25 protein-coding genes and 1 tRNA gene are annotated in these 20,581 nt (G+C 68.4%); 4 read left to right on the plus strand and 22 right to left on the minus strand.

The features are described 5' to 3' along the window. The 5 genes from AB0I81_RS54845 to AB0I81_RS54865 all read right to left on the minus strand — a co-directional run. Window positions 1-212 (minus strand): hypothetical protein (locus tag AB0I81_RS54845; protein ID WP_360676675.1); only part of this gene is annotated, 212 nt, incomplete at its 3' end. Between the two features lie 445 nt (window positions 213-657). Next, window positions 658-1,155 carry a hypothetical protein gene (locus tag AB0I81_RS54850; RefSeq protein ID WP_360676678.1) on the minus strand — a complete coding sequence of 166 codons (498 nt, stop codon included), beginning with the start codon at window positions 1,153-1,155 and terminating at the stop codon, window positions 658-660. Beyond that, window positions 1,152-1,640: a hypothetical protein gene (locus AB0I81_RS54855; RefSeq protein ID WP_360676680.1), complete on the minus strand. Its 489-nt coding sequence runs from the start codon at window positions 1,638-1,640 to the stop codon at window positions 1,152-1,154. The genes AB0I81_RS54850 and AB0I81_RS54855 overlap by 4 nt, the downstream gene beginning before the upstream one ends. 366 nt (window positions 1,641-2,006) lie before the next feature. Further along, window positions 2,007-3,008, minus strand: coding sequence for an ATP-binding cassette domain-containing protein (locus tag AB0I81_RS54860; protein WP_360676682.1), 1,002 nt, complete (start codon window positions 3,006-3,008; stop codon window positions 2,007-2,009). Window positions 3,009-3,118: 110 nt separating this feature from the next. Next, on the minus strand, window positions 3,119-3,790 hold the full coding sequence (locus AB0I81_RS54865; RefSeq protein ID WP_360676684.1) for a TetR family transcriptional regulator: 672 nt from the start codon (window positions 3,788-3,790) through the stop codon (window positions 3,119-3,121). Window positions 3,791-3,880: 90 nt separating this feature from the next. On the opposite strand from AB0I81_RS54865, the gene AB0I81_RS54870 reads away from it, so the two are divergent. Beyond that, window positions 3,881-4,270, plus strand: a complete 390-nt coding sequence (locus AB0I81_RS54870) for a nuclear transport factor 2 family protein (RefSeq protein WP_360676686.1) — start codon at window positions 3,881-3,883, stop codon at window positions 4,268-4,270. Between the two features lie 4 nt (window positions 4,271-4,274). Here AB0I81_RS54870 and AB0I81_RS54875 read toward each other — a convergent pair whose 3' ends face one another. From AB0I81_RS54875 to AB0I81_RS54915, 9 genes are all read right to left on the minus strand, one after another. After that, window positions 4,275-6,254, minus strand: a complete 1,980-nt coding sequence (locus AB0I81_RS54875; RefSeq protein ID WP_360676688.1) for a glycosyltransferase family 39 protein — start codon at window positions 6,252-6,254, stop codon at window positions 4,275-4,277. A gap of 162 nt (window positions 6,255-6,416) precedes the next feature. Next, entirely contained in the window at window positions 6,417-6,809 is a 393-nt protein-coding gene (gene rplL / locus AB0I81_RS54880; protein ID WP_360676690.1) for a 50S ribosomal protein L7/L12, read from the minus strand. 71 nt (window positions 6,810-6,880) lie between these two features. Beyond that, a complete protein-coding gene (rplJ, locus tag AB0I81_RS54885) occupies window positions 6,881-7,405 on the minus strand; it encodes a 50S ribosomal protein L10 (protein WP_360676692.1) in 525 nt (174 codons plus the stop codon). 236 nt (window positions 7,406-7,641) lie between these two features. Continuing rightward, window positions 7,642-8,463: an LppX_LprAFG lipoprotein gene (locus AB0I81_RS54890; protein WP_360676694.1), complete on the minus strand. Its 822-nt coding sequence runs from the start codon at window positions 8,461-8,463 to the stop codon at window positions 7,642-7,644. A 208-nt stretch (window positions 8,464-8,671) separates the two neighbouring features. Then, on the minus strand, window positions 8,672-9,391 hold the full coding sequence (rplA, locus tag AB0I81_RS54895) for a 50S ribosomal protein L1 (RefSeq protein WP_360676696.1): 720 nt from the start codon (window positions 9,389-9,391) through the stop codon (window positions 8,672-8,674). A 69-nt stretch (window positions 9,392-9,460) separates the two neighbouring features. Further along, window positions 9,461-9,889, minus strand: coding sequence for a 50S ribosomal protein L11 (gene rplK / locus AB0I81_RS54900; protein ID WP_360676698.1), 429 nt, complete (start codon window positions 9,887-9,889; stop codon window positions 9,461-9,463). Window positions 9,890-10,010: 121 nt separating this feature from the next. Further along, window positions 10,011-10,787 (minus strand): transcription termination/antitermination protein NusG, encoded by a 777-nt coding sequence (gene nusG / locus AB0I81_RS54905; RefSeq protein ID WP_360676700.1) that lies wholly within the window; start codon window positions 10,785-10,787, stop codon window positions 10,011-10,013. 69 nt (window positions 10,788-10,856) lie between these two features. Then, entirely contained in the window at window positions 10,857-11,105 is a 249-nt protein-coding gene (gene secE / locus AB0I81_RS54910; RefSeq protein WP_360676702.1) for a preprotein translocase subunit SecE, read from the minus strand. A 77-nt stretch (window positions 11,106-11,182) separates the two neighbouring features. Beyond that, window positions 11,183-11,255: transfer RNA gene (locus AB0I81_RS54915), tRNA-Trp, on the minus strand. A 179-nt stretch (window positions 11,256-11,434) separates the two neighbouring features. Here AB0I81_RS54915 and AB0I81_RS54920 point away from each other — a divergent pair. Further along, window positions 11,435-12,643 carry a pyridoxal phosphate-dependent aminotransferase gene (locus AB0I81_RS54920; RefSeq protein WP_360676704.1) on the plus strand — a complete coding sequence of 403 codons (1,209 nt, stop codon included), beginning with the start codon at window positions 11,435-11,437 and terminating at the stop codon, window positions 12,641-12,643. Window positions 12,644-12,729: 86 nt separating this feature from the next. On the opposite strand, the gene AB0I81_RS54925 is transcribed toward AB0I81_RS54920, so the two are convergent. The 4 genes from AB0I81_RS54925 to AB0I81_RS54940 are packed head-to-tail and all read right to left on the minus strand — an operon-like array spanning window position 12,730 to window position 15,347. Next, the gene (locus tag AB0I81_RS54925) at window positions 12,730-13,254 is read right to left on the minus strand and encodes a hypothetical protein (protein WP_360676706.1); all 525 of its coding nucleotides are present in this window, start codon (window positions 13,252-13,254) and stop codon (window positions 12,730-12,732) included. A gap of 41 nt (window positions 13,255-13,295) precedes the next feature. Then, on the minus strand, window positions 13,296-13,895 hold the full coding sequence (locus tag AB0I81_RS54930; protein ID WP_360676708.1) for a hypothetical protein: 600 nt from the start codon (window positions 13,893-13,895) through the stop codon (window positions 13,296-13,298). 25 nt (window positions 13,896-13,920) lie between these two features. Continuing rightward, entirely contained in the window at window positions 13,921-14,850 is a 930-nt protein-coding gene (locus tag AB0I81_RS54935) for a PASTA domain-containing protein (RefSeq protein ID WP_360676710.1), read from the minus strand. Then, complete coding sequence (locus tag AB0I81_RS54940) at window positions 14,847-15,347, minus strand: SigE family RNA polymerase sigma factor (RefSeq protein WP_360676712.1); 501 nt, start codon at window positions 15,345-15,347, stop codon at window positions 14,847-14,849. The genes AB0I81_RS54935 and AB0I81_RS54940 overlap by 4 nt, the downstream gene beginning before the upstream one ends. 86 nt (window positions 15,348-15,433) lie before the next feature. Here AB0I81_RS54940 and AB0I81_RS54945 point away from each other — a divergent pair, with 86 nt between their 5' ends. After that, the gene (locus tag AB0I81_RS54945; RefSeq protein ID WP_360676714.1) at window positions 15,434-16,462 is read left to right on the plus strand and encodes an adenosine deaminase; all 1,029 of its coding nucleotides are present in this window, start codon (window positions 15,434-15,436) and stop codon (window positions 16,460-16,462) included. Here the strand turns inward: AB0I81_RS54945 and AB0I81_RS54950 are convergent. Together AB0I81_RS54950 and AB0I81_RS54955 are read right to left on the minus strand one after the other, a co-directional pair. Further along, window positions 16,451-17,332, minus strand: coding sequence for a hypothetical protein (locus tag AB0I81_RS54950; protein WP_360676716.1), 882 nt, complete (start codon window positions 17,330-17,332; stop codon window positions 16,451-16,453). The genes AB0I81_RS54945 and AB0I81_RS54950 overlap by 12 nt on opposite strands. After that, window positions 17,319-17,858, minus strand: a complete 540-nt coding sequence (locus AB0I81_RS54955) for an RNA polymerase sigma factor (protein WP_360676718.1) — start codon at window positions 17,856-17,858, stop codon at window positions 17,319-17,321. The genes AB0I81_RS54950 and AB0I81_RS54955 overlap by 14 nt, the downstream gene beginning before the upstream one ends. Before the next feature lie 124 nt (window positions 17,859-17,982). Here AB0I81_RS54955 and AB0I81_RS54960 point away from each other — a divergent pair, with 124 nt between their 5' ends. After that, window positions 17,983-18,723 carry a class I SAM-dependent methyltransferase gene (locus AB0I81_RS54960; protein ID WP_360676720.1) on the plus strand — a complete coding sequence of 247 codons (741 nt, stop codon included), beginning with the start codon at window positions 17,983-17,985 and terminating at the stop codon, window positions 18,721-18,723. Window positions 18,724-18,774: 51 nt separating this feature from the next. Here AB0I81_RS54960 and AB0I81_RS54965 read toward each other — a convergent pair whose 3' ends face one another. Then, complete coding sequence (locus AB0I81_RS54965; protein WP_360676722.1) at window positions 18,775-19,662, minus strand: carbohydrate ABC transporter permease; 888 nt, start codon at window positions 19,660-19,662, stop codon at window positions 18,775-18,777. Then, entirely contained in the window at window positions 19,662-20,546 is an 885-nt protein-coding gene (locus AB0I81_RS54970) for a sugar ABC transporter permease (protein WP_360676724.1), read from the minus strand. Before AB0I81_RS54970 ends, AB0I81_RS54965 begins: the two co-directional genes overlap by 1 nt. Window positions 20,547-20,581: the final 35 nt, after the last annotated feature.

Below are 20,581 nucleotides of genomic sequence, written 5' to 3' on the forward strand. Positions count from 1 at the left end.
TCCTCAAGACCCGACTGCGTCGGGACGTCCCTGCGCCCGGCCTGGCGAGCCGCCTCGACCCGGGCTTTCCACTTCTCATTGCCCAGCAACCAGTCAAACGACTCGGTCTGCAGAGCGAGAAGGTCAGGAACTTCAAGAGGCTCCTGGATACGCGCGAAAGAAACGCGACGGGGACCAGCGGGTACGGCGGAGGCGTTGCGCGAGGCTGCCAACAGATGTCCTTCCGAGGGCTCGCGGCGGACTGACTACACGCACGCCAGACAACCTCGCAACGTGAGCAAGCATCACGGGTCGTCAAAGGGCAGCGCAAAGGGGCAGTGTAGCCGAACGGCACACGCCTGTCCACTTCACCCTCGCTGCATGCTCCACGTTGGTCGCAGCATCGCCCGTTCAGGCGGAAACGTCAAGCCCAAAAGCCCGACTTTTAGCCGACTCAGGGCCCGGACGCTGGGTTTTCTCCCCTGCGTGACTGATCGCCTACCGCCAGGCCCAAGACGATACCCGCGAACGGGGGCGGTTAACGCTCCGTCACACCGAGGGTCGAACCAATGCCGACAACCGGTGTTGCAGTGACTGGCGTACCCCTGTCGAAGGCTTCGCTAAACCTGATTTTTGGTAACAATTGAAGGAAGCGGCGCGCCCGCGATCTCCAGAGCGTCAGGCGACACCCAACAGGGTGGACAGGCTGGCCACCAGCCAGCGCGAATCTTGCCGCACCATGACGAACCTGGCCCGGTTCGAGGCCCGCTCTTGCGTCAGCTCCTTTTTACCGGGGATCTTCTTGACCGTATCAGTGTTCACGAAGAGCAGAACCTCGACCCGGTCGGGCTCGGCTCGCTCCACCGCGGCCTCCACCACGTTCACGTTCTGCACGATCTTCTGCTCCTTGGCCCTGGTCACCAGGGTCTTGGCCAGTTCCTTGTAGTGCTCGCCCAGTTCGCCCGTGGTGAACGTGCCCGCCCGCGCCAGGTCCTCCGCGACCGATCGGTAGTCGTACGAGAGAAGATCGGGTGCGACCTTCCTGGCCACGATCACGGCCTGCGCCCCGGCCGCGTCCGCCGCGCGCAGGTCGCCCAGGTTGAACCACATGGTGGGCACCAGGACCCCGCCCGCGGCCACCAGGACGCTCAGCAGCACGATCGTGAAGATCCTCACGGGTGCACCACTTTCGAGACCAGCCAGAGGCCGCCGACCTTGCTCAGGTCCATCTGCCAGCGGTAGAAGCGCTCCTGAGGCGGGCTCTTGGAGCCGTCCCAGCGGATCTCCCCGTCGGCCACGACCAGCACCTTCGCCGTGCTCTCCGTCATCGAGACCAGCCCCGTGGCGCGCAGCACGCCGTGCTGGACGACCTTGCTGCCGACGGTGGTCGACCTGAGCTTGGCGGCGCCGGCCTCGTACTCGGCCCTGGCCGGCCCGGTGGAGGTCTCCAGGATGCGCCGCAGGTCGGCGTCGACGCTGCGGTAGTCGAGCGCGACGAGGTTCTTGGCGTGGGTTCCCGCGGCCAGTAGCGCTGCCTGCCTGTCGCCCGCCCTGCCCTGCACCTCGCGCGCCTGCACCGCGATCCACACGCCCGCCCCGACGAGCACCGCCAGCGTCACGCTGAGCGCCGAGATCAGGATGCGAGCGGCAAGTCCTGCCACGTCTGCTCACCTTCTCCCGGCTGGTCGCTGCCGGATCATAACCCGACACCCGGCCCCGAAGTCCTCGAAACGACCCAGGCGGTTGGACACCGCGGCACGTCGAGCCCGCGGGCCCCCTTCCGGCGGGCGATCCGGCCAAGGCTTCCGGCGCGGACCGGGCGAAGCTTCCGGACCGGATCTGGATCGGCCAAGGCTTCCGGCGCGACCGGGACCGCCTCCCGGAGCAAGCCGGTTCCCGGACTGGATGGGGCAAGGCTTCCGGACTGGATCGGGCAAGGCCGTAGGATCTCCCGCGAATAGCCCCAGAAGGCCCTCAGAAGCCCGCTGAGCGCCCGGCAGGCCCTGGGCCACCCAAGAGAGTGCGTCTTACGCGATACCGTGCAGGTGGGCGTTTACCAGGCGGGGATACTCCTCCAGCCAGTTGCGGCCGCGCTCGTCCACGAACGACCCCTGCGGCGGGATCACCCCGTTGGCCGCCAGCCACGTGCCGGGGGGCCGCTGGGTGCGGCGGATGCGGTTGCCGGTCGGCATGAGCTGCGGCGGGATCGGCGGCAGCGGCCCGGGATCGTGCCCCATCTGCGCCTCGGCCTCCAATTCGGAGATGTCCTTCTCCTCGGACATGCCGATGGGCCCGTGCCGCCTGGCGTTCAGGAACTGCCGCACCACCGGCTCGTCGCTCGACAACAACATCTCGCGCGGGCCGAACATCACCAGCTCCCGCCGGAACAGCAGCCCGATGCCGTCGGGCACCGTACGGGCGGTGTTGATGTCGTGCGTCACGATCAGGAACGTCGCCTCGATCTCGGCGTTGAGGTCGACGATCACCTGGTTGAGGAACGCGGTGCGGACCGGGTCGAGGCCCGAGTCGGGCTCGTCGAACAGGATGATCTCCGGCTCCAGCACCAGCGCCCTGGCCAGCCCCGCCCGCTTGCGCATGCCGCCGGAGATCTCCCCCGGCAGCTTGGCCTCCGAGCCCACCAGGCCGACCAGGTCCATCTTCTCCATGACGATCTGGCGGATCTGGGTCTCGCTCTTCTTGGTGTGCTCGCGCAGCGGGAAGGCGATGTTGTCGTAGATGTTGAGCGAGCCGAACAGGGCGCCGTCCTGGAACAGCACGCCGAAGAGGCGGCGCAGCTCGTACAGCTTGCGTTCGGGGCAGTTGGCCAGGTCGTAGCCGTCGATCCAGATGTGCCCGCGGTCCGGGCGCAGCAGGCCGACCATGGTCTTGAGGAAGACCGACTTGCCGGTGCCCGAGGGGCCGAGCAGTACCGAGATCTCGCCGGCGGGCAGTGTGAGGGAGACGTCCTCCCAGATGACCTGCCGGCCGAACGACTTGGTCAGTCCGTCGATCACGACTTCCACGCCCATCGGGCACCTTCCCGACCGCAGAGAGGCACGCAGACTTACCGCGAGGTACGTGACTTTACGTGCGCCGGGGGCCCGGCCGAAACGGGTTCCCGAGGCTTGTTACCGGGCGGTTATGAGACGTCCTGTCCAGTAAGCGCGCGCAGGCTGGGGCGCAGCAGGCGGGCGAGCTCCTCCTGGGGCACGCCGCGCAGCTCGTCCAGCTCCAGGAGCTGGTGCCCCACGGTGACCCCCAGCATGACCAGCGTCATCAGCGCCGCCCGCAGGCGGGCGTCTTCGTCGGGCAGCGTCTCGGCCAGGAGGTCGATCTGCTTGCCGAGCACCTCACGCGCGGACGCGGCGGCCTCGGGATGGGTGAGCATGGAACGCATCATGGCCAGCGAGCTCTGCGGCAACTCGCCCATCTTCACAGTGAGCGTGCCCAGCAGGTGCTCGACCAGCTCATCGGCGCCCAACTCCGGGCGGCCACGCGATCCCGCGTCAGCACCCGACTCCGCGCGGGTACGCGGCCTCGCGTCAGCACCCGACTCCGGGCCGGTACCCGGCCTCGCGTCAGCGCCCAACCTCTCGCCGGCGACCAGTGACACGCGCACGGCCTGCCGGAACAGCTCCTGCTTGCTGCCGAAGTACTGCATCACCAGGGCCGGGTCCACTTCCGCCGCCTTGGCCACGCCCCTGATGGTGGCGCGCTCGTAGCCCACGTCGGCGAACAGCGACCGGGCCGCGACGAGGATCCGCTCCTCGGTCCTGCGCCGCCTCTCGGCCCGCGGAAGTCCTTCACCCACGGCTCTGACTCTACATGCGTTGACCGAGCACGCGATTTCGCTCTACGCTCGTTGAGTCAACGACTGTTGAGTGAATCAAAGGGGATCACCATGTCCATCGACGAGATCGTCACCGCCTTCCACGGGGCGATGCTGCACAAGTCGGCCGACGAACTGGCCGACCTCTACGCGGAGGACGGGCTGCACGAGTTCCCGTTCGGCGGGCTGCCGCCGTACGAGGGGCGGGAGGCCATTCGGGTGGGTTACCGCGCGGCATGGGGCGCCACGCCGTTCGAGGTCGAGGAGGTACGCCAGGTCGCGCTGCACCGTACGGACGACCCTGAGGTCGTGGTGGTGGAGCAGAACGTGTCCGGCACGGCGGGAGACCGCCGGATCACCGTCCCCGGGCTGCTCGTGCTCCGGGTCAGGGACGGCCGGATCGTGCACACCAGGGACTACATGGACTCCAGCGCCGTCGCCAAGGTACGGGCGGCGGCCTAGACCCTCAAGGCTGGGTGAGGTCGAAGACCGTGGTGCCGCCGACCGTGGTGGCGGTGAACGTCTGCTGCACCCAGGCCGCGATCTGGGCCGCGTCGTCGCTGCCGCCCGTGCTGCGGCCGGCGCCTCCCATGCCGGTGCCGAGGAAGTAGTGGATCTTCTTCTCGGCGACGTACTGCTTGAACTGGGCGAGCGTCGGAGCCGGATCGGTGCCGTTGAACCCGCCCACCGCCATCACGGGCTTACCTGAGGCGAGCTGGTAGCCGGCCGCGTTGTTGGAGCCGACCGTCGCCGCCGCCCAGGTGTGCCCGGAGGACTTCAGCAGCGCGGTCAGCGCGGCGTCCGGGGTGGACGCGCCGAGCAGCCCGCCCATGCCGCCCCCACGCCCCATCCCACCTGGCCCGCGCCCCTGCGCCCCACCATCACCGCCGCCACCCAGACCACCGTCACCCCGACCGCCGTCACCACGGCTGTTACCGCCGCCGTCGCTGCCACCTGGCCGCTGCTGATTGCCGGCCCGCCACTGCCCCGGCCCGCCCTGTCCTCCCCCAGGACGCTGGAACCCCCCACCGGATGGCCTCCCAAAACCCCCACCGGTGGAGGGCCCAGCAGTCGGAATGGCGCCCGTGTGCGGCGAAGCGGCCGTGTCCAGCGCGTACGCCGCCGGCCCCGCCAGGCACACGACCGCGGCGACCACGCCGACGGCGAACATGCGGCGCGGAAGGAAACGCGGCAGGACCCGCGGGAAGAGCATGGCCAGCGCCGCCCCAAGCCCCGCCACCAGCACGACCACCCCCAGCCACGGATTCCAGTCCGCGCTGCGCGACAGCAGCACGTACGACCACACGGCCGTGCCCGCCGTCACCATGGCCAGCGTCCTGTGCGCCCGCCGCTCCCAGAGCACGGCCGCCCCCATGCCTGCCAGCGCCGCGATCGCCGGAGCCAGCGCCACCGTGTAGTAGGCGTGGAAGATCCCCTGCATCAGGCTGAAGATCAGCCCGGTCACGAGCAGCCAGCTCCCCCAGACCCAGAGCGCGGCCCGTACCGGATCGACCCGGGGCGTCCGCCAGGTCAGCCACGTGGCCGCGGCCAGCAACACCAGCGCGGCCGGCAACAACCAGGCGATCTGGCCGCCCGCCTCGGTGTCGAACAGCCGCAGCCAGCCCGCCTGCTGGTTGAGGTTGCCGAGGCCGCCGTAGTCGTCGCCGTTCAGCCGCCCGATGCCGTTGTAGCCCAGCGCCAGCTCCAGCACGCTGTTGCTCTGGGAGCCGCCGATGTAGGGCCGATCGGCCGCCGGCACCAGCGCCACGGCCAGCAGCCACCACCCGGCCGAGACCACCATCGCCGCGCCGGCCAGCAACAACTGCCGCACCCTGAGCCAGAAACCCACCGGCGCCGTCAGGAGATAGACCAGCGCGAACCCCGGCAGCACCAGGAACGCCTGCAACATCTTCGCCAGGAACGCGAACCCGATCGCGCCGCCCGCCAGCACCAGCCACCGCGTCGAACCCCGTTCCTGCGCCCTGATCACGCAGTACGCGGCGACGGTCAGCAACAGCACCAGCAGCGCGTCGGGATTGTTGAAGCGGAACATCAACACGGCCACGGGCGTCAGCGCCATCGCGGCCCCGGCCAGCAGGCCCGCCCAGGCTGAGGACACCCTGCGCACCGACGCGTACACCATCGCCACCGCACCGACGCCCATCAGCGCCTGCGGCACGAGGATGGCCCAGGAGTTCAGCCCGAACAGCCGCACGCTGAGCGCCATCGGCCACAACGAGGCCGGCGTCTTGTCCACGGTGATCGCGCCCGCGGCGTCGGAGGCTCCGAAGAAGAACGCCTGCCAGCTCTGGCTGCCGGCCTGCACCGCCGCCGAGTAGAAGGAATTGGCCCACCCCGAGGCCCCCAGGCCCCAGATGTAGAGCACCCCGGTGCCGACCAGCAGCGCGATGAGCGCCCAACGAGACTTCGCATGCGTAACGACCACGCCAGGAACGCTAGGCAGGCCGGTTGGCCGGGCGATGAGACGTACATGAGAATCTTCTGAGCCTGTACGCGCCCAGAAACGCGAAAAAGAGGCGGCACACCCGGCACCAGGGTGTGTCCGCCTCTTTCCGAAGAGCTTTGAAGCCGTGAAGCGAAGGGGAAGTTACTTCACGGTCACGGTGGCGCCGGCGCCCTCGAGGGCAGCCTTGGCCTTCTCCGCCTGCTCCTTGTTGACCTTGCCGTCGAAGACGTTCTTGGGAGCGCCGTCCACCAGGTCCTTGGCCTCCTTGAGGCCCAGGGACGTGAGGGCGCGGATCTCCTTGATGACCTGGATCTTCTTGTCGCCGGCAGCCTCGAGGACGACGTCGAACTCGTCCTGCTCCTCGGCCGCGGGGGCCTCGCCACCGCCACCGGCGGCCGGGGCGACGGCAACCGCGGCGGGGGCGGCGGCCTTGACGTCGAAGGTGTCCTCGAAGAGCTTCACGAAGTCGGACAGCTCAAGGAGGGTCATCTCCTTGAACGCGTCGAGCAGCTCGTCGGTGCTGAGCTTCGCCATGATTGTTTCCTTACGTTTAGGACTTGCTGAAAACTAGGAACGGGACCGCGGTACGTGCGGCAACCCCCGTGTTACTCGCCCGCCTCGTCGCGCTTGGCGCGCAGGGCTTCGGCCAGTCGGACCATCTGCGTGGGCAGCGCGGCGAACGTCGCGGCGGCGGCGCTCTGCTTGGCCTTCATGGCACCGGCGAGCTTCGCGAGCAGAACCTCGCGAGACTCGAGGTCGGCGAGCTTGGTGATCTCGGTGGCGTCGAGCGTCTTGCCGTCGAGGACGCCGCCCTTGATCACCAGGTGGGGATTGGCCTTGGCGAAGTCACGCAGACCCTTGGCCGCCTCGACAACGTCACCGTTGACGAAGGCGATCGCGGTCGGACCGGCGAGCAGGCCGTCGAGGCCCGCAAGACCGGCCTCATTGGCCGCGATCTTGGTCAGGGTGTTCTTCGCCACGGCGAACTTCGCATTCCCACCGAGAGAAGTGCGCAGCTCCTTGAGCTGGGCAACGGTGAGACCGCGGTACTCGGTCAGAACGGCGGCGGCGCTGCCTTCGAACTCACTCTTGAGCTCGGCAACCGCTGTCGCCTTATCCGCCCTCGCCATGGGCCTCCTTCCAGATGTGCCACCGGCGAAGGACTCCAGAAATGAGAACAGCCCCGGCGCAGGGCGCACGGGGCTCACGCACACGGATCAACCGTGAGGGAAACTCGTATCACACCTGCGCGGGCCGTCCACCTGAGGTGGATCCTTCGGTCGCCAGATAATGAGCACCTGACGACGACCGGCGGTCTTCGGCAACGACCAGAGTACGTCCTGATCGCCGAGTTTCCAAATCGTTCTCAGTTGGTGGTGTTCTTGGGGGCCTCGGAGACCTGGTCGGCGGGCGGGGCCTGAATGTTGACGGGCTCGTTGTAGCCCTTGAAGAACAGCGACGCGTCGAGCGTGGCGCCCTCCTTGGAGCCGTTCAGGGCGAGCTTGCGCGGCAGCCCGTCAGCGGCCACCCACAGGTCGAACTTGACGTCCTTCAGCTCGGCCAGACCCTTCCTGACCTGCTCCTGGTCCTCCGCGGGCACCTGCTGCACGGCCGCCTCCACGGGGAAGGTGCCGCTGTAGTGGGTGGCGTCCTCGCCGTTGACGCTCTCGGTACCGACCGACTTCACGTCCTGCGAGGCCGTGACCAGCTTGGTCATGTTGCCGAGATCGAACTGCTGCACCTGGTTCAGGTACTGGTTGACCTCGCCGCTCTTCCCCATCTCGTTCAGGGAGGCCTTGAGCCACGGCTTGGTGTTGCCCAGGAAGTCGTTGAGCGCCTGCACCTTCACGTAGACGGCGTCGCCCTGCAGCACCGCGCGTACGCCGCCGGGAACGTTCTTGCCCGCCATCTGGACGGTGTCCAGGGTGAGGTCGGCGGCGAGTTCCGGCTTGCTCTGGTAGAGCATGCGGCCCTGGATCTTGCCGGCGCCCTCCTGCGGGTGCGACACGTTCACCACGGCGTCAACCGTGTAACTGGTGACCTCGGCCGTCTTCAGCGCGGCCTGCGAGAGCACTTCGGAGGCGGCCAGGTTGACCTGGATGGGCTGGGCGTTCGATCCGCAACCGGCGACCGCCGCCATAACGAGGGCGGCTCCGGCCGCTGTCATACCTATCGTGCGCTTCAGCATGTCTTGACCCTACTTTTAAGTTCCGGGGTCGTGGCCTCTTCCCCGCACAATTCGGGGAAAACCCAGGGTTCTCCCCCACACCCCCACACAATTCCCACACAACCACCCCTCGGGAGCGGGTGCGAGGGCAGGTCCGGGAGCGGGTGGCGGGAATGGAAACGCCCCCGCCCGAGGGGATCGGGCGGGGGCGTTGGGAGCCGAGTGAGGCTCAGGCGTCCAGGTCGGCCGTGAGGCCGCGGGTGACGTTGGGGTCGACCGGGACACCCGGGCCCATCGTCGTGGAGAAGGTGACCTTCTTCAGGTAACGGCCCTTGGCCGCCGACGGCTTGAGACGCAGCACCTCGTCCAGAGCGGCGGCGTAGTTCTCCAGGAGCTGACGCTCACCGAACGACGTCTTGCCGATGATGAAGTGCAGGTTGGCCTGCCGGTCCGTACGGAACTCGATCTTGCCGCCCTTGATCTCCGTCACGGCCTTGGCGACGTCGGGCGTCACGGTGCCGGTCTTCGGGTTGGGCATGAGACCACGCGGGCCGAGCACACGACCCAGGCGACCGACCTTGCCCATCATGTCGGGCGTGGCCACCACGGCGTCGAACTCGCTGAGCCGGTTGCCCTTGGAGATCTCGTCGATCAGCTCGTCGGCGCCGACGATGTCGGCACCCGCCTCGCGGGCCGTCTCGGCACGGTCACCGGTCGCGAAGACCAGGACCCGGGCGGTCTTGCCGGTGCCGTGCGGAAGGTTGACCGTGCCGCGCACGATCTGGTCGGCCTTGCGAGGGTCGACGCCCAGCCGGAGCGCGACCTCCACGGTGGCGTCGAACTTGGTCGCCGACGTCTCCTTGGCCAGCTTCGCGGCCTCTACGGGCGTGTAGAGCTTGTCGCGGTCGATCTTGGCGGCCGCGTCTTTGTGCGCCTTGCTGCGCTTCATTTCTCACTCCTAGTGGTATCCGGGCCGCGCCTGCGACGGGCGGCCCTCCCACGACGTCTGGAAGGGTGGTTACTCGACCGTGATGCCCATCGACCGGGCGGTGCCGGCGATGATCTTCTCGGCCGCCTCGATGTCGTTGGCGTTGAGGTCGGGCATCTTGGTCTCGGCGATGCTGCGCAGCTGGTCGCGGCTGAGCTTGCCCACCTTGTCGCGGTGCGGGACCGCGCTGCCCTTGTCGAGGCCCAGCGCCTTCTTGATCAGCTCGGGCGCCGGAGGCGTCTTCGTGATGAAGGTGAAGCTGCGGTCCTCGAAAATGGTGATCTCAACGGGGATGATGTTGCCCCGCTGACCCTCCGTCGCAGCGTTGTACTGCTTGACGAAGTCCATGATGTTGACGCCGTGGGGACCGAGGGCGGTACCGACGGGGGGCGCCGGCGTGGCCTGGCCGGCCGGCAGCTGCACCTTGACGAGTGCGGCAATTTTTTTCTTCGGAGGCATTAGTCCTTCTCCGGGTCCTGATTGCGGTGCCGTCCGGCCCGAAGGATTGCGGGCCCGGACATGTCGGAGGCCGCCCTCGCGATGAGGCGGCCAACCGAACGTCTAAGTGTATGTGATCGTCTTAGATCTTCGAGACCTGGTTGAACGAGAGCTCCACCGGAGTCTCCCGGCCGAAGATCGAGACGAGCACCTTGAGCTTCTGCGACTCGGGGCTGATCTCGCTGACCGAGGCGGGCAGCGTGGCGAACGGGCCGTCCATGACCGTGACGGACTCGCCGATCTCGAACTCGACCGTGGGGCCGGCGGCCGCCTTGGTCGAGGTCTTCTTGGCCTCTTCCGTCGGCTCCGGCGCCAGCAGCTTGGCGACCTCGTCGAGGCTGAGCGGGCTCGGCTTGTTGGACAGGCCGACGAAGCCGGTCACGCCGGGCGTGTTGCGCACCGCGGCCCAGGACTCGTCGGTCAGCTCCATGCGCACCAGCACGTAGCCGGGCAGCACCCGCTCCTTGACCGGGACCTTCTTGCCGCTCTTGAACTCCTGGACGGTGTGCGTCGGCACCTCGACCTGGTAGATGTAGTCCTCCATGTTGAGCGACACGTTGCGGCTCTCGATGTTGGACTTCACGCGGTTCTCGTAACCGGCATAGGAGTGGATCACGTACCACTCGCCGGGGAGGCCGCGCAGCGAGCTCTTGAACTCTTCGACGGGATCGACGTCGGGAAGATCCGCATCGTCCTCGTCCTCGACGTCGGCGACGGGGGCCTCGGCGGCCTCCTCCTCGTCGCTCTCCTCGACCTCGGCCTCTTCCAGAGCCGCCTCGGCGGACTCCTCAGTGGCCTCTTCCGGCTCGTCGCCCCACTTGTCGCGGGACTCGTCCGCCGGAACTGAAGACTCGGACACGGTGTCTCTTCCTCTTTCGTGGTTTTCGAATGGCGACTCCGTCAGGCGACCCACCCGGCGGTGTCTCGGTCAGGATCCGCCGAAGATGCGGAGGACCGCCCATCCCAGGGCACTGTCGAGCCCGTACACGATGGCAACCATGATCAGAACGAATATCAGAACGACCGTGGTGTAGGTGATGAGATCCTTGCGTGTCGGCCAGATGACCTTGCGAAGCTCAGTGACGACCTGCCGATAGAAGAGGGCAGGAGACGTGCGGCTCTTCTTCTCGCCGCCACTAGGCTTGTCTGCGGTCTCGCCGCGCGTGTCGATCGCCACAGTCCTCACCTGATCCGTCGTATCCAACGCAGTCATGCGGCGCGCTTACACGCCTACCATTGCGCGGACCGCACTCGCAGGGCACGAGGGACTCGAACCCCCAACCGCCGGTTTTGGAGACCGGTGCGCTACCAATTGCGCCAGTGCCCTATGTCGTTGACCAGACTACCCTGATCGACTCACTGCCTGGACCGAACCGCTCGCCGACATGCGGCGGAAGGACCAGGCGAAATCATACGGGCACTTGCCGCGTACGTCGAACTGATAGGCGACGGCGCAGGTCACGTGCACGCGGGGGCCGTTTGGGAGCCGCGTGGGAGCATGGAGGCATGCCGACCCGACCCCGCATCTCCGCGAGAATTTCCGCGATTTCCGAGTCCGCCACGCTCGCCGTGGACGCCAAGGCGAAGGCGATGAAGGCGGCGGGACGCCCCGTCATCGGTTTCGGCGCGGGCGAGCCCGACTTCCCGACGCCCGGCTACATCGTCGAGGCGGCGATCGAGGCGGCCCGCGATCCGCGCTTCCACAAGTACACGCCCGCCGGCGGCCTGCCCGAGCTCAAGAAGGCGATCGCGGCCAAGACGCTGCGCGACTCCGGCCTCGCCGTGGAAGCCTCGCAGGTGCTGGTGACCAACGGCGGCAAGCAGGCCGTGTACGAGGCGTTCGCGACGCTGCTCGACCCGGGCGACGAGGTCGTGGTCGTCGCGCCCTACTGGACGACCTACCCCGAGGCGATCAAGCTGGCCGGGGGCGTTCAGGTGGACGTCGTGACCGACGAGTCCACCGGCTACCTGGCGAGCGTGGAGCAGCTTGAGGCCGCGCGCACCGAGCGTACGAAGGTGCTGCTGTTCGTCTCGCCGTCCAACCCGACGGGCGCCGTCTACTCCCGCGAGGAGACCGAGGCGATCGGCCGCTGGGCGGCCGAGCACGGCCTGTGGGTCGTCACCGACGAGATCTACGAGCATCTGGTGTACGGCGGCGCCGAGTTCACCAGCATCGCCACCGCCGTCCCCGAGTTGGGCGACCGGGTCGTGGTACTCAACGGCGTGGCCAAGACGTACGCGATGACCGGCTGGCGCGTGGGCTGGCTGATCGGTCCGTCCGACGTGGTCAAGGCGGCGACCAACCTGCAGTCGCACGCCACCTCCAACGTCTCCAACGTGGCGCAGATGGCGGCGCTGGCGGCGGTTTCCGGTGATCTGTCGGCGGTGGCGGAGATGCGTACGGCCTTTGATCGGCGCCGTCAGGCGATGGTCCGGATGCTCAACGAGATCCCGGGCGTGTTCTGCCCCGAGCCGAAGGGGGCGTTCTACGCATATCCCACGGTCAAGGAGCTGCTCGGCAAGGAGTTGCGCGGCCGACGGCCCCAGTCGTCGGCGGAGCTGGCGGAGTTGATCCTGGAGGAGGCCGAGGTGGCCGTGGTCCCGGGTGAGGCTTTCGGGACTCCGGGCTATTTCCGGCTGTCCTACGCGCTGGGTGACAACGATCTGGCGGAGGGCGTCAGCCGCCTGGGCAAGCTGCTGTCCGAAGCCCGCTGAGCCGCCGACCTAATCTTAGAAGGAGCCGCCGATCTGCCGTCCGAAGCGCGCCGGCCTGCTACCGCTCAAGGCGCGCTGAGGGGTGGTCAGCCTGCGGTGATGTCGGTGGCGATGGGTTTGATCTCGTCGGAGAGGCCGGGGGTCGCGCCGATGTAGACGGCGGTGCCCGGCCGTTCCAGCCACATGAAGCTGCGCACTCCCGTACGCGTGGTCCAGCGCACCGCCGGCTTGCCCTGGTAGACCGTCAGCGTGGACTTGGCGACCAGCGTGGCGAACTGCTCGGGCGTCCGCGCGCCGCACACCACCCCGACGTACAGCCGCTCGTCGTTGTCGCTCCAGACCCGGCCGCTGACCTCCATCGGTCGCTGGAGCGAGTCGAGGCGGGCGAACGAGCCCGCGGGGGTGAGCCCGGCGGGTGAGGCGGGCACCCAGACCTCGGTGTCGTCGCAGGACAGGGTGATCGTGATCGAACGGGTGACGGCGGGCTCCGGGTGCGGCGTGGTGCTGGTCCTGGGGCCGGGCGCCCCGCCGCCACCGCCGCCGCTGCCTCCGCCGCCACCGCATGCCGTAAGGGTGCACACGAGGAGCACCGCCGCCGTCAACTGCCGCATCGACCCCCCATGACGCTGAACGGTTAACCAGGAAAAGGCTCCTAGTCTCCTACAGGAGTCTTAACGGAGGCGGCAATTGGGACCAGTTCCCCGCCGAGCGAATCGCTCACGCGGATCCACGCGGCGGTTCCCGGGCGTTCGAGCCAGAAGATCATCCGGCCGCCGGCCGGATGCCTGCCGACCATGGCGGGTCTGCCCCTGACGGTGGTGGGGCGGGCATCCCGTACGGTGACCCGCCGGCGGTAGTCGGCGAAGGAGGCGGCTGCCGTACCGTGTTCGACCTGGGCTTCGGCGAATCCGTCAGCCGAGGTGAACCTGGCCATGGCGCCCGCGACGCCCGGCCAGCCCCTGATGATCCCGCCGCCGCTGCGTACGAGCCCCGCCGGCAGGTACGTGAGCCAGAGGTCGCCGGTGATCACCGCGAGCGCGGAGCCGGCCGCGGCGACGGGAGGCGGGTCGAGAACGGCCGGCGGGACAGGCGCGGGAACCGGGACGGGTTCGGGCGTCGGCAGCGCGACTCGTGGCAGGCTGCCGAATCCCGAGGAGAACAGCGCGTAGATGATCAGCGACGTCACTCCGAGCGCCAGCGCCGCCAGCGCCGCCCGCCCTCCCTGGCCGATGCCGTGCCCCTCCGGGATCATGCATCCTTTGATATCCCGTCGGAGCTCACTTGGTCGCCCGGATGCCTTCCGCGATCTTCTTCAGTTCGCCGATGGCGTCGATCTCCTTGGCGTAGTCGGGGCTGAGGCACACCTCGACGGCCAGGTCGTCCCGGAGTTTCCAGATGATCGTGGGCGTGCTCACGCCGGCCGGGCCGGACTCACCGTCTCTGGACAGCCGGGCGGGTCTGCCGCCGATGTCCACCGTCTCCGCCGCCGGCTTGAACTCGAAGTCGTACAGACGATCGGCGGACGATCCGTGGGCCACGATCACCTGGACGGAGAACGCGTTTCGCTCGATGCCGGGTTTCCGATAGCTGGTGGTGTAGCTCTTGTCCTTGCCGATCACATTGGAATCAGACCATTTGCCCCATTCGAGCCCTTCCGGCAGGTAGGTGAGCCGGATGCCGCCGAACTCCCGCCCGTCGCCCAGATCACCAAGGGCCTGGGGTGTAGGCGCCCACGTCAGGGTGACGACGAGCTTGACCTGGGTGCCGGGTGCGACGACCGTGCCGGCGGCGGGCTCCTGCCTGCTCACCGGGCCGTCCGGCCTGTCCCCGTCCTTGCCGTCCTGGCCGGAGACCAGGAGCACGGCCGTCAGTCCGGCGTCGCGCAGCTCTTTCGCCGCCTCGTTGGCGTCCTTGCCCGTCATGTCGGGCACGATCACGTCATCGCGCATCACGGCGCGGTTGTCGCCCATGGCGGCGTCGGGGGTGGTCGCGGGTCCCGCGACGTTCGGCGTCGCCGGTACCGCGACGTTCAGCGTCACCGGAACGGCCACGGCCACGGCCGCCGTGACCAGCGCCGCCCCCGCCGCGCGAAACCTGGCCACGCGGGCGCGATGCCTGCGGCGTACGGCGCCGCCCAGGTCCGGGGCGGCCCGCACGCCGGAGACGTGCGCCGCCATGGCGTCCGCGAGGTCGTCCTCGATCGTCATCTGGTCACTTCCTCCGAAACTTGCAGGTTTTCGCGGATCCTGGCGAGCCCCCGGGCCGCCTGGCTCTTGACCGTCCCGACCGAGCAGCCCAGCAGCGCCGCCGTGGCCTGCTCGGACTGGTCCTCCCAGTAGCGCAGTACGAGCACGGCCCGCATCCTGGGCGGCAGCCTGCGCAGTTCCCCGATGAGCGTGTCGCGCAGGTCGAGGTCGGGTGAGTCCGCGGCGGTCTCGGGCGGCCGGGAGAAGGTGATCTCTTTGAGCACCTTGCGGCGCCGCGCCCTGCTGATCGCCGCGTTCACGACGATCTTCTTCGCGTACGCCTCCGGGTTGTCGTGCCGGATCCTGGGCCAGTTCCGGTAGACCTTCTCCAGCGCGTACTGGACAAGATCCTCGGCGTCGTGCCTGCTCGCGCCGCAGACCAGGATCGCGGTACGCAGCAGCGACGTGCTCCCGCCGGCCAGGAACTCGTCGAACGCCGCTTCGTCGTCACCGGTCATCGGTCGTCATCCGTCATCAGCGAGGGTCCCCTTTCGCCCTCCCCAACGCGCGAACCCCTCCGGGGGTTGAGTGGCAAGATATGCAGATGTACCGGCCCCTGCACGCGCTTCCCAAGGCCCATCTTCACCTGCACTTCACCGGCTCGATGCGGCATTCGACACTGATCGAGCTGGCCAGGGAGCAGGGCCTGCACCTGCCCGACGCGCTGGAGCAGGACTGGCCGCCGAAGTTGCGGGCGACCGACGAGCGGGGCTGGTTCAGGTTCCAGCGGCTGTACGACATCGCCAGGTCCGTGCTGACCAGGCCCGACTACGTCTACCGGCTCATGCGCGAGACGGCCGAGGACGAGGTGGCGGCCGGTTCGCGGTGGCTGGAGATCCAGGTGGACCCCTCGGGGTACGCCCAGCGCTTCGGCGGCCTGACCGCCACGCTGGAGCTGATGCTGGACGCGGTGGAGCAGGCGGCCGGGCACGCGGGCATCGGGATGGCGGTGATCGTGGCGGCGAACAGGACCCGGCATCCGCTCGACGCGAACACGCTGGCCAGGCTCGCCGTCCAGTACGCCGGCAAGGGCGTGGTCGGCTTCGGCCTGTCCAACGACGAGCGGCGTGGCGAGGCCAGGGAGTTCGAGCGGGCGTTCAGGATCGCCAAGCGGGGCGGGCTGCTGTGCGTGCCGCACGGGGGCGAGCTGATGGGGCCGCGCAGCGTGGCGCAGTGCGTGGACGACCTGGGGGCCGACCGGGTCGGGCATGGGGTGCGGGCGGCCGAGGACGACTGGCTGATGCAGCGGCTGGCCGACCGGCAGATCTGCTGCGAGATCTGCCCGACCTCGAACGTCGGGCTGGGGGTGGCGGAGGCGCCGGCCGACGTGCCGGTGCGCAGGTTGTTCGACGCGGGGGTGCCGATCGCGCTGGGGTCGGACGACCCGTTGTTGTTCGGGACGCGGTTGCTGCGTCAGTACGAGCTGGCCAGGGACGTGTACGGGTTCAGCGACGCGGAGGTGGCCGAGCTGGCCCGCCAGTCCGTACGGTCCTCCACCGCGCCCGAGTCGGTGCGCAAGGAACTGCTCAAGGGTGTGGACGACTGGCTGACGCGGTCGCTTTCACTTGATTGAGGAGGCGATGCGGACGGCCTCCCGCATCGTGCTCGCGCCTTCCAGGCGGTAGTTGAGGCCGTCCTGCTCCCAGATGAGCGTGGGGGCCGCCTGGCGCAGGGGGACTCTTGTGCCGTCCTGGCGGGTGATGTAGCCGAGTGGGTGCTCGCCGGGGATCCACCAGGCTTGGCGGCCGTTGACCTGGGTGTAGTCGGGGTAGGGCGGGCCGAGCTTCTTGAAGAAGAACTGGTCCATGGTGCCGTCGAACTGGTCGAGCCTGATGCCGTCCGGCCAGAACATCGACACCACCCTGCCGTTGTCTGAGGTCGTCACGCGTTGTGGTGCGCCCAGGGCGGCCGGGGTTCTGGCGGCGTCCGGGAGGTTCGGGACGGGGGTTTCGCCGGGCAAGGGCGCGGTGGTGATCACGGGTGGCGGTGTGGTCTGGCCGATCTCCAGCTCTATGCCGGCGAAACGCAGGATGGTGATGACGGCGGCCCGGCCTTGGGGTGTGGCGGCCGTGACGGTGATGACGGCGATGACCACTGCGGCCACGAGCGCCCACCTTGCCCGCCGCCCACGTCGCGCCGGACTCCGCCGACCACCGTCCCGCCGACCCGGCGCTCGGGGGTCCCGGCGGGAGTGCGGCCGTACCGGCCCCCTGACCGGCCCGTGCGCCGGATCGGGCCCGGAGGCGTCGGGCGCAGGGGCGTCGGGCGCAGAAACCTCGGGCGTGGAGGCGTCGGGCGTGGAGGTGTCGGACGCAGGGGGTTCGAGGCGGGCGCGGATGGTGGCGGTGAGGTCGGCGGGTGGGGGTGGGGCGGGGACGTCGAGGAGGTCGCCGAGGGCCAGGAGTTCGGCTTCGAGGTCGTCGAAAGGCTCACGCGAGTTCACCACCCACCTCCTCCCTGAGCCGGGCCAGCCCCCGATGGGTGCTGGACTTGACGGTCCCGACGGGCCAGTCGAGCACCTGCGCGGTCTCCGCTTCGGTCAGTTGTAAGAAGTACCGGCACACGACGGCCTGACGTTCCCGTTCCGGCAGCCCGCGTACCGCGGCCAGCAGCCGCGCCCGCCGATCCCCGGCCTCCACGACGTCCGACGGGTCGTCGGGCGTGCGCGCATCGGCGGTGGCCCCGAGCCGCAGGGCCAGCTCGGACCGGCGCCCGCGCGAGCGGTTGAGGTTGTGGGTCTCGTTGGCCACGATCCGCAACAACCACGGCCGGAAGGGCGCGTCCCTGCGGAACCCGGCCAGATGCCGGTACGCCTTGACGAACGCCTCCTGCACCACGTCCTCGGCCTCGTCCCCCGCACCGAGCAGGTACGCCGTACGGTGGGCGAGCGCGCTGTACCGGGCGACCAGCGCCTCATAGGCCGCCAGATCACCGTCGAGCGAACGGGCGATCGCCTCGTCGTCGTCCATGGCGAGTCAGATTCCACCGCATACCACGCACGTGCGGAAGGGAGATTCGCAGATCGTGTCATGCTGGTGACTGCCATGGGCATTAGACTCGGGCAATCCGTGAGCCCCTCGAAGGAACGGGATTATGTCTTCTGGGTATGACCGTGTAGTACAACCGGCGGCCGGTGACGAGGCCCTGGAGAACCACCTAGGTGGGGACGAGGCCAAGAACTATCGGCAGTACGAGTTCGACATGGTCGCCCCGCATGTCGGCCGCTCGATGCTGGAGATCGGCTCGGGCCTCGGGCACTTCGCCGAGCAGTTCCTGCCGCGTCTCGACCGGCTCGTGGTCAGCGACTTCGACCCCTACTGCGTCGAGCAGCTGGAGAAGCGCTTCGTCGACAACGACGACATCAGCGTCCTGCAGTTCGGGCTGCCCACGAACATCCCGCTTGAGGACAAGGTCGACACCGTCGTCATGATGAACGTCCTGGAGCACATCGAGGACGACGCCGAGGCGCTGCGCTCACTGGCGCGGGTGACGCAGCCGGGCGGGCGGATCATCATCTGGGTGCCCGGTTACCCGCAGCTTTATGGGGACTTCGACCGCAAGGTGGGCCACGTCCAGCGGTACACGCCCAAGACGCTCGGCACGACGGTGGCCAAGGCGGGCCTCGACGCCGAGGTGCTCAAGCCGATCAACTTCCTGGGCGGCATCGCCTGGTGGGTGGCCGTGCGCCGGGGCGGGGTGGGCTATCCGGACCCGCGGCTGGTCAAGATCTACGACCGCACGGTGGTGCCGACGACCCGGTTCATCGAGCGCTTCATCCGGCCGCCGTTCGGTCAGACCGTGTTCTGCGTGGCCCGCGTACCGATGGAAAAGTAGGCAGAAGCTCCCGGCCGCCCCACTGGGGTGGTGTGCGGCGGCCGGGAGCCCTTACTTGATGGAGCCGGCGGTCAGGCCGCCGACCACCTTCCGCTCGATCAGGGCGAACAGGATGATCACCGGGATGGTGGCGATCACCGAGCCGGCGAACAGGTTCTGCCAGTCCACCTGGTACTGCCCGATGAACGAGTTGAGTGCCACGGGAAGCGGCTGGTTGGCCGTCGTCGTGGTCAGCGTCAGCGCGACCACGAACTCGTTCCACGCGGCGATGAACGTGAAGATCAGCGCGGTGATGACGCCGGGCATGGCCAGCGGCAGCGTGATCCTGAAGAGCGCGCCGAAGCGCCCGTTCCCGTCGATGAAGGCCGCCTCCTCCAGCTCACGCGGGATGGAGGAGAAGTAGGCGTTCAGGATCCAGACCGCGAACGCCAGGTTGAACCCGCCGTTGACCAGGATCAGCGCCCAGATCGAGTCCACCAGCCCGAGCATGAAGAACTCGCGGTAGATGCCCACGACCATGGCGGTGGGCTGGAACATCTGGGTGATCAGGACGAGGATCAGGAACGCGGTGCGGCCCCTGAAGTTGTGCCGGGCCGAGTAGTACGCGGCGGGCAGCGCCACCAGCAGCACCAGCACGGTCGAGCCGGCCGCCACCTTGATCGTCACCCACAGGTTCCCGGCCAGCCCGCTGCCCCAGAAGTCGGTGAGGTTCGTCCACACCCACTCTTCCGGCCAGAACGTCACGTCGCGCAACGATTCCTGCGACCTGAGCGAGGTCAGCAGCATGACGATGTACGGGAAGAGGAACAGGAACGCCACGATGTAGGCGGTGGCGGCGACGAGGACCGTCTTCAGTTTCGGCATGGCCCTGGCTGCGCCCCGGCTCGTACGGGCGTGGTGGTGTGGCCTGGTCGCCGGCGGCATGGTCTTGACGGCCATCAGGCCACCTCCTTGTTCCACCGCGACACCTTCAGGAAGATCAGGGTGAGCACGATCACCATGCCGAAGTTGACGACGGACATGGCGGCGGATTCACCGATGTCGGAGCCCTTGAGGATGTACATGAGGATCGTGGAGGTGGCGGTGTCGTAGCCGGGCTGGCCGTGGGTCATGGCCCAGATGATCGGGAAGTTGTTGAAGACGTTCATGACGTTGATCAGGGCCGCCACGGTGAGCGCGGGGCGCAGCAGCGGCAGCGTGATCGACCAGTACGTACGGAATCGTCCTGCCCCGTCCATCCTGGCGGCCTCGTACACGTCGGCCGGGATCGTGGCGAGCCCGGCGAGCAGCGCGTACGCGGTGAAGGGCACCGACACGAACACCGCGACGAAGATCAGCCACGGCATGGCGGTGGCGGCGTTGCCGAGTTGGTCGGCCGAGCTGCCGCCCATCGCGTCGATCCAGCCGAGTTTCAGCCGGATCTGGTTGATCACGCCGACCTCGGGGTCGAGCATCCACTTGAAGATGATCGCGGTCATCAGCACGGACGCGGCCCACGGCGCGATCAGCGCCCACCGGGCCACCTTGCGCAGCGGGAAGCGCTGGTTGAAGAGCTGGGCCAGGGCCAGCGAGATGATCACGGTGAGCACGACGACCGCGACCACCCAGATCACGCTGCGGACCATGACGTCGGCGAAGTCCTTCTCGGCGAAGAGCTTCTCGTAGTTCGCGAAGCCGTTGTATCCGCGTACCACGCCCAGCCGGCTGATCTGCAGGAACGAGGATCTGATCATCTCGACGACGGGCCAGAGCACGACCAGCGCGATCAGCACGATGGCGGGCCCGACCCAGGCGAGGGGTTCGAGGGCGCGCAACCTTCTCATGGATTACCTTTCCAGGACGGCACGGCCGGCGTGTG

The sequence above is a fragment of the Nonomuraea sp. NPDC050404 genome, assembly GCF_040655495.1.
Lineage (GTDB): Bacteria > Actinomycetota > Actinomycetes > Streptosporangiales > Streptosporangiaceae > Nonomuraea.